Raw genomic sequence first — 17,591 nt, 5'->3', positions numbered from 1 at the left:
TGTCCACATCGCATCCTGCTGTCTGTTTCAAAAATAACAATTTCACCACTTGGTTAACAATTTGGCATGAATGGTGCTTCTATTGATTCGTACAGCCAGTCTTTCGGCTTGAATCAAGGTAACAACTCCATGAACAGTTCGCGTATGCAACACCTCTCGGTGCTGCTTCTCAGCGTCGCAGCCTTGTCCGCCTGTGGTGGCGGCTCCTCCAGCACCAGCGACAACGCTTGGACCAACCCCACAACCCCTGCTCCCTCGCCCAATCCCGACATCGGCGAAGGAGGTACCGGCGGCACCTGGCCCGGCACCGGGACGGGCACGGGCGGTGATGGCGGAACGGACACGGGAACTGGCAACGGAACCGATTCCGGCAGCGGTACAGACAATGGATCCGGAAGTGGCTCGGGCACCGGCAACGGATCGGACTCAGGCTCCAACCCGGGTTCGGGAAATGGTTCCGGAAGCGGTTCAGGCAATAGCCCGGATACCGGCACCGGCACAACACCAGCCCCCTCGCCCAGCCCAACTCCCTCGCCGTCACCATCACCTTCACCGGCACCCGAGCCCGCCCCGTCGCCAGCGCCCACACCGGCTCCCGCGCCGTATGCCGAGCCCACCGGCGCACTGATTCCGGCACTGTCGGCCAAGGCCTTCTACGACACAGACAGCACGGGCAAGACACGCACGGTGCGCAACGACCTCGGCGGCTCGCTGCCCGGCATGGTGCAGTTCGCGCAGAACCACACGGTCGATCCGTCGGGCAATGAAGCCAAGGAGATGCCGCGCCTGACGATGTCTCGCGAAGCGATGGTGCTCGTCACACCTGATCCGTCGCTCACCGGCATCACATCGATGCAGGTCACGGTCACACTCAACGGAGCCACCATGGGCACCTTGGCGCTGCGCCATCCGGATGCGATCTTCCGCTCCGATTACGCAGGCACCGACAACCGTCCCGACTATGTGTACTCGCGCCGCGCATGGACCGGCGTGCTGCCATGGCAATGGGTACAACCCGGTATGGAACTGCGTGTGGCCGATAGCCAGAACCGCACCGGAAGCCTGCTGGCGAACGCCATTGATTTCGGTGGAGCGGGCGAGCTCGTCGTGCAGAGCATTCGCCTCGGCATGCTGACGACCCCGCCCGTGAGCGATTCAGATCACTGGTTCCGCTCGCATCCCCAAGACGCGGCCACCGACTATTTCCAGACAGTCCCTGTCTCCAAGCTGACAGCCTCGTATTACGAAGATGTCACTTTGCCAAAAGTGATGGTCGCCACCGGCGTCATCTACGACACCAAGAGCGCAGTCAACGGCGGCTGGTATGAAGGCGACATGCGCGAGAACACCGCCAAGTCGACCTTCAGCGTGGGCATCAACATGTCCAACTACGGCGTGACCAGCTCCAGCATGGTCACGCAGAATCAGCCGCAGACGATCCAGACGGTGACGATTCACCATGCGCGCGGCGTCTATGCCAACGGCACACAGCCGCATGGCTATAGCGGTGGCAACAGCATCCTCACGCTGGCGACCAGCCAGGGCAACGAGTTCAGTCATGAGATCGGTCACCACTATGGCCTGGGCCACTATCCGGGCCAGAACGGCGACAACTATTTCTGGTCAGCGCACCACCACGACAGCGGCTGGGGCTTCATCGGTTATCGAAAGCGCATGCGCACTGGCATCCAGTGGCGCGAGAGCGTGAGCTGGGGCCTGAGTGGCACACCCAAACTGGACGAGACCTACCCCTTCGCACCCGACGCGATGGCGGGTGGCTCGTTCTCAAGCTCGCTCTCCAAATACACCCACTACACCGGCTACAGCACCAAGCGCGCAATCCAGCCGGCGCTGTCGACCAAGGCCGTTCCCGACAAGGACGCCACCAGCGGCTACCGCATGTGGAATGCATCCACACGCACGATGGAAGACAAGGCCCCGACGGTTCCCACCAACCAGCCAGAGGTCTGGTACAACGCGGCCAAGACCTTCTCCAAGCCGCGCCTGTATGGCGTGCCGGTAATCACCATCCTCGGCGGCTACGACCCGCAGACCAACAATGCGCTGCTCTATGCGCCGCTGCGTGGCAACTGGGGCAATGTGTTCAATCTGCCGACGGCTTCAAACATGACGACCGAGCCGCGCAACTGCTGGCTCGACGTGAGCTTCGCCGCCGGCAACACACAGCGCATCGCAGTGGCGGGCAAACGCATGAACAGTGGAGGTACATACAACGCCAACAAGCTGCACGTGAATCTGGCGCAGGCCGAGAAACCATCCAAGGCGCAACTGCAATGCCAGACGCCGGGCGCCGTCGTCCAAACACTGTTCACGCTCGACATTCCGCAGTACACGACCACCATGCCCGCGCCCGCCATCGTCGGCAAGGAATATGGCTACTCGGCTCTGCGCGCCATCGAACTGCCGACTCTGGACGCCTCGCTGCAGGCGCTCTCGGGCAAGAACGTGCTCACGCTGACCACGTCTGACCGAACGCTGCTCGACAGCTACCGCGACAACGCGGGAGAGCTTTCTTCCATCGCACGCACGCAACTGCAACGCTACGACGATCAGCAGACCACAGGCCAACGCCTGAACCGCTGGATCAACAGCTACTCCAAGGATCTGACCAACGGTGTGCCCGAGGCACAGACGGCTCTCGTGAGCTTCGTGCGTCAACTGGGCTTCACGGAATCGCCGTTGATTCCTGCCGCTCAGACCATGAAGATGGCAAAAGGCTACTGCATCCAGAAGTTCGGTACCAGCGTGCGGGTTGCGGGCGTCGCGCTATGCACTGGCAGCACAGACGATCAGTGGGTGCTCGACGCACGCGGCGCTATCCATAGCCGCTCCGATCTGGGTCTGTGCCTGACGGACCAAGGCGGCAACAGCAGTGAGGTCACACTCACCGCATGCGATGCCACCAAGGACAGCCAGGCGTGGATCACCACCACCGCCAACCGCTACTCGCGCGGCGGTCGCTGTCTGGACCTGAATCAGGGCTTCCTTACATCGGACAACACCAACAAGCTGATTACCTACAACTGCTCTGGCGGTGCGAACCAACTGTGGAGCGGACTGGTCGCCAGCAACAGCCTGCTGCTGACCATGTTGAGCAACGAAAACATCGCCCTGCTTGAAGCGGCCGAACTCGCGACCAAGCGCGTCGCCGTGAAGCGCCGCTGACCATCACAACGAGGGGGGAAGAAGAAAGGCCCGGCGATGATTCGTCGGGCCTTTTTTCATTTTTGCTGCAATACGTGGCTCACAGCGACGCCTTGTCCCCACGACGGCCAAAGCGCTCGCGGTAGGTGTTCGGCGTGATGCCGAGCTGCTTGGAAAAAAGATGCCTGAGTGCCTGCTCCGACCCCAGCCCCGAGCGCGCCGCGATGGTCTTGAGCGGCAGGCTCTGGTGTTCTTCCAGCAGTTGCTTGGCGCGCTCCAATCTGGCCGATTCGACGAACGCGACCGGCGTGAGCCCACATTCCTGCACGAACAACCGGCTCATGTGGCGCTCGCTCATCGCCACCTGCCCGGCCAATCGCGACATGGGCAGCGGCTCTTCGAGGTGTTGAAGAATCCACTGCTGCAGGCTCTGCACGCTGCGGTGCGTGGTCGACTGGCTGGCGAGCCGCACGCTGAACTGCGACTGACCGCCGGGACGCTTGAGGTACATGACCAGATCGCGCGCCACCTCCAGCGCGAGCGCGTGACCGAAGTCTTCCTCCACCACCGCGAGCGCCAGATCGATACCCGCCGTCACGCCCGCCGAGGTCCACAGCGCTCCATCGCGCACATAGATCGCGTCGGCATCCACATCGACGCGCGGAAATTTCTGCTGCAAAGCGCTCGCAACACTCCAGTGCGTCGCGGCGCGGCGGCCATCCAGCAGGCCTGCCTGGGCGAGAAAGAAACTACCCGAGCACAGCGAGATCAGCCGCTGAACCTCCGGCCCCACACGCCCAAGCCATTGCACCAGACCTGCGGATTCACCCAGCACACGCTCGATGTGGCGCGAACCGACGATCACCACCGTGCAGCCCGGATCGGCGCCCCGCTCCACATCATCAAGCGAATACGTGGCCTCGAGCGACATCAGCGTGTCCGAACGCACCATGCCGCGCTCGGCCGCGACGATGCGCACGGCATAGCCATCGGGCCGCCCATGCCCGCGCAGATGCACATTGGCATAGTCGAAGACCGACATCGGGCCGATGGCCTCGAGCGCCTTGAAGCCGGGGTAAACGACCAAATCGACGCGATGCGCGCCCGCGTGACGATGTTCCATGGGATTGCGGCAGAAAATCCAAACGCACCAATATAGCGGTGTGACAACTTCCGGTGTCCTGAAGTGCTTTTGCCATTCAAATCCGGACATATCGCACTGGCTTACGGACATTGCAGGCTTTCTCGCGCGCACGATGTTCTAAAGTAGCCCATTCCATTCAGATTCACATTTCGAACATTCTTCCGGAGAATCCATCATGAAATCCCGCGCCGCAGTTGCCTTCAAAGCCGGAGAACCCCTGCAGATCGTCGAGATCGACGTCGCGCCCCCGAAGAAGGGCGAAGTGCTCATCAAGATCACCCACACCGGCGTCTGCCACACCGACGCGTTCACGCTGAGCGGCGACGATCCGGAAGGCATCTTCCCTGCGGTGCTTGGCCACGAAGGCGCGGGCATCGTCGTGGAATGCGGCGAAGGCGTGACCAGCGTGAAGCCCGGCGATCACGTGATCCCGCTCTACACCGCCGAGTGCGGCGAATGCGTGTTCTGCAAGAGCGGCAAGACGAATCTCTGCGTATCGGTGCGCGCCACGCAGGGCAAGGGCGTGATGCCCGACGGCACGACGCGTTTCTCATACAACGGCGAGCCGATCTATCACTACATGGGTTGCTCCACCTTCAGCGAGTACACCGTGGTGGCCGAAGTCTCGCTCGCCAAGATCAGCCCTGATGCCAACCCCGAGCAGGTCTGCCTGCTGGGCTGCGGCGTGACCACCGGCCTCGGCGCGGTGAAGAACACCGCCAAGGTGCAGGAAGGTGACAGCGTCGCCGTGTTCGGCCTCGGTGGCATCGGTCTGGCGGTGATTCAGGGTGCCAAGCTGGCCAAGGCCGGCCGCATCATCGCGGTCGACACCAACCCCTCCAAGTTCGATTTGGCCAAGACCTTCGGCGCGACCGACTGCATCAACCCCAAGGATTTCGACAAGCCGATCCAGCAGGTGATCGTCGAGATGACGACCTGGGGCGTGGACCACAGCTTTGAGTGCATCGGCAACGTGAACGTGATGCGCGCCGCGCTGGAATGCGCGCACCGTGGCTGGGGCCAGAGCGTGATCATCGGCGTGGCTGGTGCTGGTCAGGAAATCTCGACCCGTCCGTTCCAACTGGTGACGGGCCGCAAGTGGTTGGGCACGGCGTTTGGCGGGGTCAAGGGGCGCAGCCAGCTGCCGGGCATGGTGGAGGATGCGATGGAAGGCAAGATTCAACTCGCGCCGTTCGTCACGCACACCATGGGGCTCCCGAAAATCAACGAAGCCTTCGACCTCATGCACGAAGGCAAATCCATCCGCTCCGTCGTCAATTTTGCCGAGTGATTTTTTGAGACCTTGCGGCCTCGATTCGTCAGTCGTGCGGGCGTGACAAGACAAGCCTTCATGCGTCGTTGCTCACGCTTGGCGTACGGGAGTACTGTCTGCGCGTGAGACGCCTGGCCTGAAGGCCTGTCCTGTCATTGTGGTGTTTGTACGAGGCGCGGCTTTCTCTGCGTTGTCCGATATTGGAAGCCATGCCTGTTTTGGATTTTTTATGACTGCTTTGACTCTTGAGCTCAAGAACGCGCACGCCTGTTTTGGCGGTGCCCAGCGTTTTTACGAGCATGCGTCGCGTGAGATCGGGCTACCGATGAAGTTCGCGGTCTATCTGCCGCCTAAGGCGTTGATGGGCGAGAAGGTGCCTGCGTTGCTTTATCTCGCAGGGCTGACCTGCACCGAAGAGACCTTCATGACCAAGGCGGGTGCGCAGCGTCTGGCTGCGGAGCTTGGTCTCGCGCTGATTGCACCGGACACGAGCCCGCGTGGCGCGAATGTAGCGGGCGAGGCGGATGCCTGGGACTTTGGCGTGGGCGCCGGTTTCTATCTCGACGCGGCGCGCGAGCCGTGGGCCAAGCACTGGCGCATGGAGAGCTATCTGATGAGCGAACTGCTGCCGATGGTCTGCGACAAGCTGCCCATCGATGCCACGCGCATCGGCATCTTCGGCCACTCCATGGGCGGGCATGGTGCGCTCACGCTGGCGCTGCGCCACCCTGGTGTTTTCAAGAGCGTGTCGGCGTTTGCGCCGATCAGCAATCCGGTGAACTGCCCCTGGGGCCAGAAAGCCTTCACGGGCTATCTGGGCGACGATACCGCCGCCTGGGCCGCACACGATGCAAGCGCACTGATGGGTACGAAAAAGCTGGCACCCTACCCCGCAGGCATCCTCATCGATCAGGGCATGGCCGACAAATTCCTCATGGAAAAACAGCTCCTGCCCGAGGCCTTTGAGACTGCCTGCGCCAACGCCGGCCAGCCGCTCACGCTGCGCCATCAGCCGGGTTATGACCACGGCTACTACTTCATCCAGACTTTCATCGAAGACCATCTGAAGCACCACGCTGCGCAGTTGAAGTGAAGTTGCAGAGGGTGCCGCGCGTTCGGTTCTGTTTTCAGTTCAAAACAGCACGCCCTGCCCCCTTGCCAGCGCGGGCCGGTACTGCGAGAGATCGAGTTCGGTGCGCTCGCGGTTCAGGCCCAGCTTTGCGCAGGTCGTGTTGAAGCGCTGGCGCAGCATGTCAGCCCAGATACCCGAGCCCTTCATGCGCGAGACGAAATCGCTGTCGTAGCTGCGCCCCGCCATGCGCGCGGCCTCGTCCACGCCATGCAGATCCTGCACGCGGGCCAGCACGCGCGCGGCGCGGTCCGGGTAATGCTGCTGCAGCCACTCGCGCATGATGTCGTTCAGCTCCCACGGCAAGCGCAGCACGGTGTAGAAGGCCGACTTCGCACCCGCGTCGCTCGCCGCCGCCAGCACCTGTTCCATGTCCTCGTTGATGAAGGGAATCTGCGGAGCCACGCTCACACCCACTGGCACACCCGCCTCGGCCAGAGCGCGGATGGTGCGCAGGCGACGATACGGCGCTGCAGCGCGTGGCTCCAAAATTCTCGCGAGCTGCGCGTCGAGTGTGGTGATAGTCACATAAGCCGCCACCAGCTTGGTTTTCGCCAGTTCGGCGAGCAAGTCGAGATCGCGCTCCACGCCGCTCGATTTGGTGATCAGCGAAAACGGATGCCGCGCATCGCGCATCACCTCCATCACCCCGCGCGTGAGTTTGAGTTCACGCTCGACCGGCTGATAACAGTCCGTTGCCGAGCCAATGTTCACGATCGACGGCCGGTGCGACGGCGATGACAACTCCTTGCGCAGCACCTCAGCGATGTTGCGCTTGGCAATGATCTTGGTCTCGAAGTCCAACCCCGGCGACAGATTCAGATAGCTGTGCGTGGGCCGCGCGTAGCAGTACACGCAGCCATGCTCGCAACCACGATAGGGGTTGACCGACTGCTCGAAGAAGATGTCGGGCGAATCATTGCTCGACAACGCGCTGCGCGCCTCTTCCAGAATCACCTGCGTGGAGGGCGCGGCACCGGTAACGTCAGTATCCTCATCCCCCCCCCACCAGACGTCGTCCTCCAGCTCCCGCGTGCGCGTCTTGGCGAAGCGATGCACCACCTGCGTGGCAATGCCTCGGCCCTTGATGGGCGGCTCGGGTTTGCGTGCAGGAGTGTTCATGGAGTTTAAATTACTGTTTATTTATACAGCAATTTATCCGCCATTCGCCACAAATTCAAGCTTTTGACCTGCTTGCAGCAGGGTCGGCACAAACTGTTCCCGGAACGAAGAAATAGTCAACCAGTTGACCATCCGCCACCGTGCGACATTGCGAGTTTTGCGCCATTAGCAGATAGAGTGGGAACCTTTTTTCGTCTTCAAACTGCTGACTCAAGGAGGCTCAGACATGGTCACCAACAAACCACCCATCACGCTGTCCTCGCTCGACGTGGACCGCATCGAAGCACTGCTGGCCGCCATTCCCGCCAGCGCCCTACCCGGCAAGGCCGAGTTACAGGCCGAGCTGGATCGCGCAGACATCGTCGCACCCGAAGAAATGCCGCCCAACGTGGTCACGATGAACTCCATCGTGCAGTTCGCCATCGTGGAGACCGGCAAGGAATTCGTGCTGAGCCTCGTCTATCCGCGCGACATGGACGGCAGCGCCGACAAGATCTCGATCTTCGCGCCCGTGGGCAGCGCACTGCTGGGCTTGTCGATTGGCGATGAACTCGCCTGGCCCGGCCCCGGCGGCAAGCCGATGACGGTGCGCGTCAAACAGATCGTCTATCAACCAGAAAGCGCGGGCGAGCTGCACCGCTGATCGTCCAACGGACGGCCGCAAACGAAAAAACCGCAGTACATAACGACTGCGGTTTTTTCATGGTGAAGGCAAAGGCGATTCAGCCAATCCAGTGACTGGCCAGCGCCACGCCGCCGCCCGCGCCGATCAGGCTCAGTTGCCAGCGCAATGCAGTAGACCAGGTGGGCACATGCTGCTCAACCTTGAGGTACAAAAACTTTCCCGCCAGCACCGACAGCACAAACGCAGCCACCATGCCGAGCAGATGCAGGATGGGGTAGTCAGGCACCCATTCCGACACCACCGCATTCACCAGCAGGCAGATCGAAAAATGGATCAGAAACACCGAGTACGAGATGCGGCCCAGACTCTGCAGGCGCGAGGTGATCGGATCGAAAGGCCTGGCGAGATTGCCAAACAGCAGTTGCGCGTGCGTGGTGCCGTCTTCGTGCGCGGGGCGCATCAACACCATCAGCACCAGCGCTGCGGTCATCGCCACGGCGATGCGCCCACGGAATTCGAGCCACAACGCGGCGCATCCGATTACGCCAATCAGCATGAACCACAACGTCCAGCGCTTGGAGCGCGTGCCCCAGAACGCCATCATGCCGAGACCGTATGCGCCCCAAAAGTAGATGCCCCACATGTCCCAGTCGGACACTCGATTCGCGTACAGCAGCGACGCGCAGACACCCACAATCGCAAGCAACTTCGTCATGCGGGCACGCACCAGATCGGAGAGTTTGAGCGTGCGCATGGCCGCGAACAGCATCACGGACATCACGAACAGCTGGAAGTCGATGGCAACATACCAGACACCCGCCGAGAGCGCCTCTTCGCCCACGATGTCCTGGAGCAGGAACGCGTTGGCAATGAGCTGCGGAATGGTAGGTTCGCCAGGAACCGAGGGATGGTCCATGATGGAGCGCACCAGATCGGACAGCAGCACCGCCACGATCAGCGCTACGGCATAGGGAACTACAAGGCGGATGAATCGCTTGCTGATCTGCTCGGGCGCGTTATCGAACCTTGCAAGGCCCTTGGGAGCCAAGCTTGCAGCGGCCAGATAGCCACCAAGCACCAGAAAGATCTGAACGGCCATGCGAGCGTATTCACTCAGCCATTCGATGGTGTCAGGCAACAGGGAGTGGGCCACATTGGACATGGGGCCGTAGAACGCGAGGTGATGCCAGACGATGGCAGCACAAGCCAGACCCTTGATGCAATCAATGGATGCGTTTCGCTTTACGGAAGACATTGGTGTGTTTTCTTATAGTTCCGGCCGGACAGGAGCACTGGGCAACCCGGCAAAGGAGGGATTGTCCGCCTTTTGCAAGAAAGCTGCTGATGGCAACGAAACCCACATTTCGTCACCGCCCCGCGCCATCAGCCTGGTCCGGTCTGAAAACACCGAAAGCATGGGGTATCGGCCTGTCTTCGAGCCGATACCCTGTTCAACGCGCCAATGCGCAATTTGGTTTACTTGGATTCAGTTCGCGCCAGAATCTTGCGCCGGGTGACTTCGTCCTCGGTCAACTCGAACCACATTGCGTTGAGCACCGCGAACAATGCCGCCAGCGGCAGGCCCAGAAGCCATGCGAAATACCACATGATGAACTTTCCTTTTCAGTATGAATGGGTTTCGCCCTTGATGATGGCCATCGGGTCCACCTTGCCGCGAAGGATGCGATACACCCACGTCGTGTAGGCCAGAATGATCGGCAGGAAGATGATGGCGCACACCAGCATATTGAACAGCGTCACGTGGCTCGACGACGAGTCCCACACCGTGAGGCTGAAACGCGGATCGACGGACGATGGCAAGATCACCGGGAACATCGCAGCACCCACGGTCAGGATGATGCAGGTGATGGCAAGGCCGCTGGCCAGCAGCGTCAACCATTCGCGGCGGGCACGCATGCCAATGGCCGAGACCAGAGGCAGCAGCAGGCCCAGCGCAGGCAGCAGCCACAGCACCGGCTGCGCCTTGAAGTTCGCAAGCCATGCACCATTGACCACCGCAGCGGTCTTGCCGAGCGGGTTCGAAGGACCCACCGTGCTGATCGCGCTCGTGATTTCGTAACCCTTGATGCCCACGCTCAACCACACGCCAGCCAGTGCAAACAGCACCGTAGTCAGCACGGAGGCAATGGTGCCCCAACGCACGGCGCGAGCTGTCACATCGCCTTCTGTCTTGAACACCAGCCAGGCCGCGCCATGCATCACCAGCATGGAGAGCGACACCAGACCGCACAGCAGCGCAAACGGTGTGAGCAGGCCGAAAAACGTGCCGTCGTAGTAGATGCGCAAGTCGTCCGAGAAACGGAACGGCACGCCCAACAGCACGTTGCCCATGGCCACGCCGAAAATCAGGGCGGGCACGATGCCCGAGATGCAAAGCACCCAGTCCCACTTGTTGCGCCAGGAGGCCTCCTCGCGCTTGCTGCGGAACTTGAACGCCACGGGGCGCAAGATGAGCGCAACCAAAATCACAAACATCGCCAGATAGAAGCCCGAGAACGACACGGCGTAAAGCTGAGGCCAGGCTGCGAAGATCGCGCCGCCGCCCAGGATCAGCCACACCTGATTGCCCTCCCACACGGGGCCCACGGTGTTGATGACGACGCGGCGCTCGACATCCGTCTTCGCCGTAGCGCGCAGCAGCGCCATCGCTCCCAGATCGAAGCCGTCCATCACCGCAAAGCCGACGAGCAGAATGCCCAACAGCAGCCACCAGATGACGCGCAGCACGTCGTATGAGATCAGTTCATGCAAGATCATTTTGATTCACTCCTTGCTCGCATTCAGCGCGCACGCGCCAGCTTTTCGATCATCGGCTCGTAGAAGCTCAGATGCGGTTCGCTCACATGTTCGGGCCCCTTCTTGATGGCCTTGAGCATGAGCTTCATCTCAATGATGAAGAGCAGCGTGTAGATCAGGATGAAGCCCAGAATCGTGATCAGCAGCGTGGTCGCCCCCAAGTTAGAGACAGCCATCGCGGTGGGCAGCACGCCCTCGATGATCCAAGGTTGACGACCCAGCTCCGCCACCACCCAGCCGCATTCCGCAGCGATCCACGGCAGCGGAATCGACAACACCGCGATCTTCAGCAACCACGGATACGCGTCGAGCCTGTGGCGTGCCGACAAGTAGAAGAAGGTTGCTGTCAGCACGATGAAGAACATGCCCAGCGCCACCATCACGCGGAACGCCCAGAACAGTGGGCCAACGGGCGGCACTGTGTCCATCGCCGCCATGTGAATCTGCTCGTCCGTGGCCTTACGCGGGTCGTCCACATAACGCATGAGCAGCAGCGCGTAGCCCAGCGATGCGCCCTTGTCCTCGAACTTCGCCTTGGTCTCTGCGGGCACGGCCGCATCACCCTTTGCTGCTCGGATGGCCTGCAGCGCGTCGTAGGCCTGAATGCCATTGCGGATATGCCCTTCGGCATTCTTCACCAGGTCGTTGATGCCCGGAATTTTGGTGGTCAGCGAACGCGTTCCGATCAGTCCCATGGCCCATGGAATGTGCACGGCGTAATGGGTCTCGCGCGCCTCGCGGTCGGGAAGACCGAACACGGTGAACGATGCCGGTGGCGGTTCGGTATCCCACATCGCCTCGATGGAGGCAAGCTTCATCTTCTGGTGTTCGGATGACAGGTAACCACTCTCGTCACCCAGCACGACAACCGACAGCGAAGCCGCCAGACCGAACGATGCAGCCACTGTCAACGAACGCTTGGCCAAGTGCACATGACGCCCCTTGAGCAGATACCAGGCCGACACGCCGAGCACAAAGATCGATGCCGTCACATAACCCGCCGACACCGTGTGCACAAACTTGGCCTGTGCGACCGGATTGGTCAATACCGCAAAGAAGTCGTTCACCTCCATACGCATGGTCTGCGGATTGAACACCGCGCCCACAGGGTTCTGCATCCAGCCGTTGGCGATCAGAATCCACAGCGCGGAGAAGTTGGAGCCCAGCGCCACCAGCCAGGTCGCGATCAGGTGCCCCACCTTGCTCATGCGATCCCAGCCGAAGAAGAACAAGCCAACGAAAGTCGCCTCCAGAAAGAACGCCATGAGGCCTTCGATCGCCAGCGGCGCGCCGAAGATGTCGCCCACGTAGTGGCTGTAGTAGCTCCAGTTCATGCCGAACTGAAACTCCATCACCACACCGGTGGCCACGCCCATCGCGAAGTTGATGCCAAAGAGCACACCCCAGAACTTGGTCATGTCGCGCCAGATCGCGCGGCCTGTCATCACATACACCGTCTCCATGATGGCGACGAGCACGGACAAGCCGATAGTGAGCGGTACAAACAAGAAGTGGTAGAGCGCCGTTATCGCGAATTGGAGCCGCGATAAGTCGACAATGTCGAGGTCCATGGGGAGATCCTTTCTGTCGCTGGTTCAAAGGGTGTTGTGATCCGTTGCATGCAGAACATATGACGCAGCGTTGGCTCTCAATCGGCCCAATGCCTGCGCAAACTCCTTGGTTCCAGAGAGCGCCTGACCCGCTATGCGGCCCTGCTCCATCCAGATCACGCGATCGGTCATCTCGGCCTCACGCCTCCAGTGCGTTGCAAGCACCAACGTGCGGCCTTCGGAGGCGTCCCACAGCCGCTTGAGCACATCGTTTGCAACATCCGCATCAAGCCCCTCCGTCGCTTCATCAAGCAGCCAACAATCGGCCGCGCTGAGCATCAAGCGCGCCAAAGCCAGTCTGCGCGCCTGCCCTCCCGACAGTCCCAGGCCGCCCTCGCCCAGCTGCGTATCAAGTCCTTGCGGCAGCACACGTATATCCGACCCCAAACCCGCAGCATCAAGCGCATTCCACAAATTCTGATCGTTTGCGTGAGGCGATGCAAGGAGCAAATTGTCCCGCACGCTGTCACGAAAGAGTTCGGTACGCTGCGTCATCCAGCTACCGCTCAACGCAGCAACGTGTCCTGCACTCGCCTCGATTTCGCCAGCAACAAGCGACAGCAGCGTGGTCTTCCCCGAGCCACTGGCCCCGATCAATGCCACACGCTCGCCATGGCGCAGCTCCAAGTTCAACGGGCCGATGGCGTGATGCCGTTCATACGCTGCACTTGCGCTATTCAACTGCACCGAAAATCCCGCTTCCGGCTGCCGCACATGCAGGTTGGAATTTTCAAGGGGTGGCTCATCATTCAACACCGCCCCGAGACGCCGCACGGCCAGCAGCGTGCGCCCGGCCTCAGTGGCCCCGCGCCGCAATGCGGCGAACGGCTCCATCGCCGACAGCGCCAGCAATACGCCGAAAGCCGCAACGGCCGCGCCGATGCGCTGCACCTCCACAAGCCACGCCATCGCGAGCAGCACGCCACAAAGCGTCAACGCACTTGCGATGCCGTAAGCGATGGTGGCGCGAGCCTCCACGCCGAACAGCTCGGCATCCGCCTTGGCTGCACGCTTGTCCGCTGCCATGATGGCATCACACTGCGCCTGCAAGCGCCCCGCCATCAGCAGTTCGGTCTTGCCCGCCACCATGTCTACCGTCTGGGCGCGCAATCGCTCCGTGCCCATAGCGCGCCGGATGGCTGCCTTGCGGGTGCGCGAAGCCTGCCAGATTGCAATACCCCAACCCGCGCCCAACAGCCACAACCCCGCCAGTACGCCAATCCACCACGTCATCAGGCTCAGGCCCAAGGCCAGCAGCACGACCGCGCCGAGCGCCGCGAACGCGGGCACGATCCAGCGCAGATAGATGTTGTCGAGCGCATCGACGTCCGCCGTCAAGCGCTGCAGCAGTCGTGCGGGACGCTGCAGCAACCAGTGCGCTGCCTGTGGACGCGACCATGCGCGGAACAGTCGTACACGCAATGCGGCAAGCGCTGCGAGCGTCGCATCGTGCGTGACGAGTCGCTCTGCATAACGCGAACCGGTGCGCCCGATGGCCAGCAGGCGTATGCCCGCCGAAGGCATGAACACATCGAATACCAGCGCCACCGCAGGAACCAGCCCCGCCATCGCCGCGGCCGTGATGAACCAGCCCGACAGGCCCAGCAGCGCCATACCCATCAGCACTGTCAGCAGGGCAAGCGACGCACCGCCCAGCCAGAGCCTGCGCGAGCCCGTGGTCTGCATGGCGCGCAGCACTGCGCACCATTCGCGTCCATTGCGACGGCTCTTCATGCGCCTTCCTTCAAGCGGATCACCCGATCCATGCGCAGCGCCAAACGAGGATCGTGCGTGGCAACGATCAGCGTTCTGCCCTTGGCGATCTGCAGTAGCCCCTCCGTCACCTGCTCCGACGTCTCGGGATCGAGATGCGCCGTCGGCTCATCGACCAACAACAGACCCGCCTGCTCATTCACCGCCAGCCGCGCCAGAGCGAGGCGCACCACCTCTCCGCCCGAAAGCCCGCTGCCGCCTTCGCCGAGGCTGGCCACAGGATGGTCAGCAAACATCTGCGCAAGCGCGGCCAACTCCACCGCCCGGATGACAGCATCGGCGCTCACCGCCGCGCGCCCCAAAACCACATTGCGCTGCACCGAGCTCGCAAACACATGCGTCTGCTGCCCCATCCATGCCATGCGCGAGCGCAGCGCGGACGCCGTGTCTTCGCCCAGCGCTTCGCCATCGATATAGATGCTGCCGCGCTCACTCGCTATCAGGCCCGCCAACTGCGCAAGCAGCACGGACTTGCCTGCCCCGCTCGGCGCCCACAGCGCCACATGCTCGCCAGCGGCCACATGCAAATTCAATTCAGCAATCGCCACCGCATGTCCCGGCACGCCGACCTGCAGGGCATCGATCTCCACCGAGACAGCGCAGCGCGAAGGCTGTTCGCGCAAGGACTTCGCACCGTGCTCCACGCCCACCACGGCTACCGCCTGCCGCTGTACATCATCCAGCGTCTTCAACGCCGCCTCGCCCGACGCCTTGTCATGCCAGACCGCAGAAAGCTCACGCAAGGGATCAAAAAACGCGGGCGCAAGCATCAGCACAAACAGTGCCTGCGAAAGCTCCAGCTTGCCGCCCCAAGCGCCGAAGTGGAGAGTGCCCAGCAGGTGAAAACCCACATAAACCGCCACCATCGCCACACCCAGAGCAGAAAACAGCTCCAGCACCGCAGACGACAGAAACGCAATGCGCAACACCCGCATCGTGCGCTCGCGCAGCGACTCGGCATGCGCACGCAGTCGTTCGACCGTCGCATCGATCGCACCCAGCGCACGCAAGGTGCTGAGCCCACGCAGCCGGTCCAGCAGAAACCCGTTCATACCGCCAATCTCGACCATCTGCTCTTCGCTTGCAGACCGCGCACGCCAGCCCACAATCGCCATGAACACCGGAATCAACGGCGCGGCTATCAGCAGAATAAACGCCGCAACCCACGAGAAATATCCCACCGCCAAAGCAAACACCAGCGGCACGCAGCGCACCTTGAACATTGCCGTCTGATATCGCGACAGCCACGGCACAATGGCCTCAGCCTGCTCAGCCATCGCACTCGCTACCTGCCCCGAAGGCGCCTGCGCCCGGTCCATCGGTGATGCCTTGGCAATGGCATGAATCACCTGCCCACGCAACCGGCTCAGTTGTTCCCGTGCCACCATCTGCGCACGCAGCACGCCCGCCCCATCCAGCACCGCCCGCAGCACGCCTACAGCGAGCACGCCCAACACCAGCGGCAATACCTGCGCCAGCACGCCACCCGCCTGGGCCGATGACGAAGCAGACGCTAGCGACACCCCACCCGCCGCCATGACCTGCACCGCCTGCGCAATCCACCACGCCTGAGGCAGCCACAACAGCGCCGCCAGCATCTGCAGCATCGCGCCCGCGCGGGCGGCGCTGGCGGACACCACTGACTGACTGACGGACGACGAGGAGACCTCCGAGCGACTGGACATGAACGCTGTGTCTTGTGAGTTAGAAACTAATATGAATTTACTGATACTAGGGTTAGTACTGTCTGCCAAATACTCACCGGATAGGGAAGGAAAGATGCACGCTTTGATATAAGTCAAGACTTAAATGACGGGGGATGGAAGGTTCGGTGACTATTCTCGATACATCCGCCTCAAAATGCGGCGACATTTCAATACATGCCACCTTTGACGCGAACTTTGGGTAGCAGCAACCAATCTGCAACTACTGGCTATCCCCCGCCCGCCACCCCCAACAACCACTCCCTCAACGCCCGAGCCGCAGGCCTCAACTCCGCTTGCCGGTGGTGTACCAGGTAATACGCCTTACCCACAGGCAGCCGCATCTCACGAAACGGCTCCACTAGTGCCCCATCGCGCAGCTCTGCCTCAACAAGAATCGCACTGCTCAACACCGCCCCCTGTCCATGCCGCGCGCTTTCAATCGCCAGTGCCGACTGGTCAAAATGCTGCCGCGTGATGCCCGCAATCTGGGCTTGGGTCAGGTGGCTGTAGCGAGCAAGCCATTCGTCCCAGTGCGGCAAGATGGTGGTGTTGAGCAGGGTGGCGCGCACGAGATCATGAGGGGTCTGAAGCGCTATGCGTTCGACATAGGCGGGGGTGCAGTAGAGGCGCGCTTCATCGGAATAGAGCAGGTCAACCTGCAATTGCGGGTCGTTGCCGTTGAAGTGGCGGATGGCCAGGTCTGCCCGGTCGCGGTCGAAGTTTGTGAGGTCGGTGGTGGCACCGAGGTGCAGGGAGACTTCGGGATGCAGCGTCAAGAACTCGGCCATGCGCGGGGCGAACCATTTGGCAGCGAGCGTCGGAGGCATGGAAAGCCAGACTTCGTTGGACTGGCTCAGGCGCAATTGGTCGCTGGCCTGCTGAATGCGTGACAAAGCGGGCTGGATGGCGGCCCAGTAGGTCTGGGCGTCGGCGGTGGGCATGACCTGGCGAACGCTGCGCACGAACAGGGGCGCACCCAGCCATTCTTCGAGCTTCTGGATCTGCTGGCCTACGGCTCCTGGCGTGACGTGCAGCTCCTGCGCAGCGAGCGTGAAGCTTTTGTGGCGCATGGCGGCGTCGAAAACAACGAGGGACTTGAGGGGAAGTGGTGCAGTCATGAAATAGAAATTCTATGGTATGACGCAGATTTAATCGTTTGTCAGCAACACGGCGATTCTTGAACAATCGGTATTTTCCAATCGGATTCACGATAGCCATGCCGCTCTG

General features: G+C 61.6%; 13 protein-coding genes. 4 read left to right on the top strand and 9 right to left on the bottom strand.

From position 1 onward, the window contains the following. Positions 1-129 precede the first annotated feature (129 nt). Entirely contained in the window at positions 130-3,186 is a 3,057-nt protein-coding gene (locus G7047_RS03960) for a M66 family metalloprotease (protein WP_166301035.1), read from the top strand. A gap of 79 nt (positions 3,187-3,265) precedes the next feature. Here the strand turns inward: G7047_RS03960 and G7047_RS03955 are convergent, their stop codons facing one another. After that, positions 3,266-4,288, bottom strand: coding sequence for a GlxA family transcriptional regulator (locus G7047_RS03955; protein ID WP_166301032.1), 1,023 nt, complete (start codon positions 4,286-4,288; stop codon positions 3,266-3,268). Positions 4,289-4,484: 196 nt separating this feature from the next. Here G7047_RS03955 and G7047_RS03950 point away from each other — a divergent pair, with 196 nt between their 5' ends. After that, on the top strand, positions 4,485-5,600 hold the full coding sequence (locus G7047_RS03950) for an S-(hydroxymethyl)glutathione dehydrogenase/class III alcohol dehydrogenase (RefSeq protein WP_166301029.1): 1,116 nt from the start codon (positions 4,485-4,487) through the stop codon (positions 5,598-5,600). A gap of 211 nt (positions 5,601-5,811) precedes the next feature. After that, positions 5,812-6,675, top strand: a complete 864-nt coding sequence (gene fghA / locus G7047_RS03945; protein ID WP_166301026.1) for an S-formylglutathione hydrolase — start codon at positions 5,812-5,814, stop codon at positions 6,673-6,675. A gap of 39 nt (positions 6,676-6,714) precedes the next feature. Here the strand turns inward: fghA and G7047_RS03940 are convergent, their stop codons facing one another. Then, a complete protein-coding gene (locus tag G7047_RS03940) occupies positions 6,715-7,833 on the bottom strand; it encodes a PA0069 family radical SAM protein (protein ID WP_166301023.1) in 1,119 nt (372 codons plus the stop codon). A gap of 226 nt (positions 7,834-8,059) precedes the next feature. On the opposite strand from G7047_RS03940, the gene rnk reads away from it, so the two are divergent. After that, positions 8,060-8,476, top strand: a complete 417-nt coding sequence (gene rnk / locus G7047_RS03935) for a nucleoside diphosphate kinase regulator (protein WP_166301020.1) — start codon at positions 8,060-8,062, stop codon at positions 8,474-8,476. A 79-nt stretch (positions 8,477-8,555) separates the two neighbouring features. Here rnk and G7047_RS03930 read toward each other — a convergent pair whose 3' ends face one another. The 7 genes from G7047_RS03930 to G7047_RS03900 all read right to left on the bottom strand — a co-directional run bounded on the left by G7047_RS03930 (position 8,556) and on the right by G7047_RS03900 (position 17,482). Then, positions 8,556-9,713: an acyltransferase gene (locus G7047_RS03930; RefSeq protein WP_166301017.1), complete on the bottom strand. Its 1,158-nt coding sequence runs from the start codon at positions 9,711-9,713 to the stop codon at positions 8,556-8,558. A gap of 221 nt (positions 9,714-9,934) precedes the next feature. Further along, positions 9,935-10,066 carry a cytochrome bd-I oxidase subunit CydX gene (cydX, locus tag G7047_RS03925; RefSeq protein ID WP_166301013.1) on the bottom strand — a complete coding sequence of 44 codons (132 nt, stop codon included), beginning with the start codon at positions 10,064-10,066 and terminating at the stop codon, positions 9,935-9,937. Between the two features lie 15 nt (positions 10,067-10,081). Further along, positions 10,082-11,236, bottom strand: coding sequence for a cytochrome d ubiquinol oxidase subunit II (cydB, locus tag G7047_RS03920; RefSeq protein ID WP_166301010.1), 1,155 nt, complete (start codon positions 11,234-11,236; stop codon positions 10,082-10,084). Positions 11,237-11,259: 23 nt separating this feature from the next. Next, positions 11,260-12,846 (bottom strand): cytochrome ubiquinol oxidase subunit I, encoded by a 1,587-nt coding sequence (locus G7047_RS03915; RefSeq protein WP_166301007.1) that lies wholly within the window; start codon positions 12,844-12,846, stop codon positions 11,260-11,262. 24 nt (positions 12,847-12,870) lie between these two features. Then, the gene (cydC, locus tag G7047_RS03910) at positions 12,871-14,619 is read right to left on the bottom strand and encodes a thiol reductant ABC exporter subunit CydC (RefSeq protein ID WP_166301004.1); all 1,749 of its coding nucleotides are present in this window, start codon (positions 14,617-14,619) and stop codon (positions 12,871-12,873) included. Further along, positions 14,616-16,265: a thiol reductant ABC exporter subunit CydD gene (gene cydD, locus G7047_RS03905; RefSeq protein ID WP_166311864.1), complete on the bottom strand. Its 1,650-nt coding sequence runs from the start codon at positions 16,263-16,265 to the stop codon at positions 14,616-14,618. Before cydD ends, cydC begins: the two co-directional genes overlap by 4 nt. Positions 16,266-16,591: 326 nt before the next feature. Next, on the bottom strand, positions 16,592-17,482 hold the full coding sequence (locus G7047_RS03900; RefSeq protein WP_166301001.1) for a LysR substrate-binding domain-containing protein: 891 nt from the start codon (positions 17,480-17,482) through the stop codon (positions 16,592-16,594). Positions 17,483-17,591 lie beyond the last annotated feature (109 nt).

It is taken from the genome of Diaphorobacter sp. HDW4A (assembly GCF_011305995.1).
Taxonomy (GTDB): domain Bacteria; phylum Pseudomonadota; class Gammaproteobacteria; order Burkholderiales; family Burkholderiaceae_C; genus Diaphorobacter_A.
The sequence above is the reverse complement of the archived record's forward strand: the minus strand, read 5'-3'. Positions and strand labels throughout refer to the sequence as shown.

Coding starts and splice junctions, on each gene's coding strand:
- G7047_RS03940 (WP_166301023.1), bottom strand. CDS start 7,833: ATGAACACTCCTGCACGCAAACCCGAGCCGCCCATCAAGGGCCGAGGC.
- G7047_RS03955 (WP_166301032.1), bottom strand. CDS start 4,288: ATGGAACATCGTCACGCGGGCGCGCATCGCGTCGATTTGGTCGTTTAC.
- G7047_RS03960 (WP_166301035.1), top strand. CDS start 130: ATGAACAGTTCGCGTATGCAACACCTCTCGGTGCTGCTTCTCAGCGTC.
- cydD (WP_166311864.1), bottom strand. CDS start 16,265: ATGCTGCAGATGCTGGCGGCGCTGTTGTGGCTGCCTCAGGCGTGGTGG.
- fghA (WP_166301026.1), top strand. CDS start 5,812: ATGACTGCTTTGACTCTTGAGCTCAAGAACGCGCACGCCTGTTTTGGC.
- G7047_RS03900 (WP_166301001.1), bottom strand. CDS start 17,482: ATGACTGCACCACTTCCCCTCAAGTCCCTCGTTGTTTTCGACGCCGCC.
- rnk (WP_166301020.1), top strand. CDS start 8,060: ATGGTCACCAACAAACCACCCATCACGCTGTCCTCGCTCGACGTGGAC.
- cydC (WP_166301004.1), bottom strand. CDS start 14,619: ATGAAGAGCCGTCGCAATGGACGCGAATGGTGCGCAGTGCTGCGCGCC.
- G7047_RS03930 (WP_166301017.1), bottom strand. CDS start 9,713: ATGTCTTCCGTAAAGCGAAACGCATCCATTGATTGCATCAAGGGTCTG.
- G7047_RS03950 (WP_166301029.1), top strand. CDS start 4,485: ATGAAATCCCGCGCCGCAGTTGCCTTCAAAGCCGGAGAACCCCTGCAG.
- G7047_RS03915 (WP_166301007.1), bottom strand. CDS start 12,846: ATGGACCTCGACATTGTCGACTTATCGCGGCTCCAATTCGCGATAACG.
- cydB (WP_166301010.1), bottom strand. CDS start 11,236: ATGATCTTGCATGAACTGATCTCATACGACGTGCTGCGCGTCATCTGG.
- cydX (WP_166301013.1), bottom strand. CDS start 10,066: ATGTGGTATTTCGCATGGCTTCTGGGCCTGCCGCTGGCGGCATTGTTC.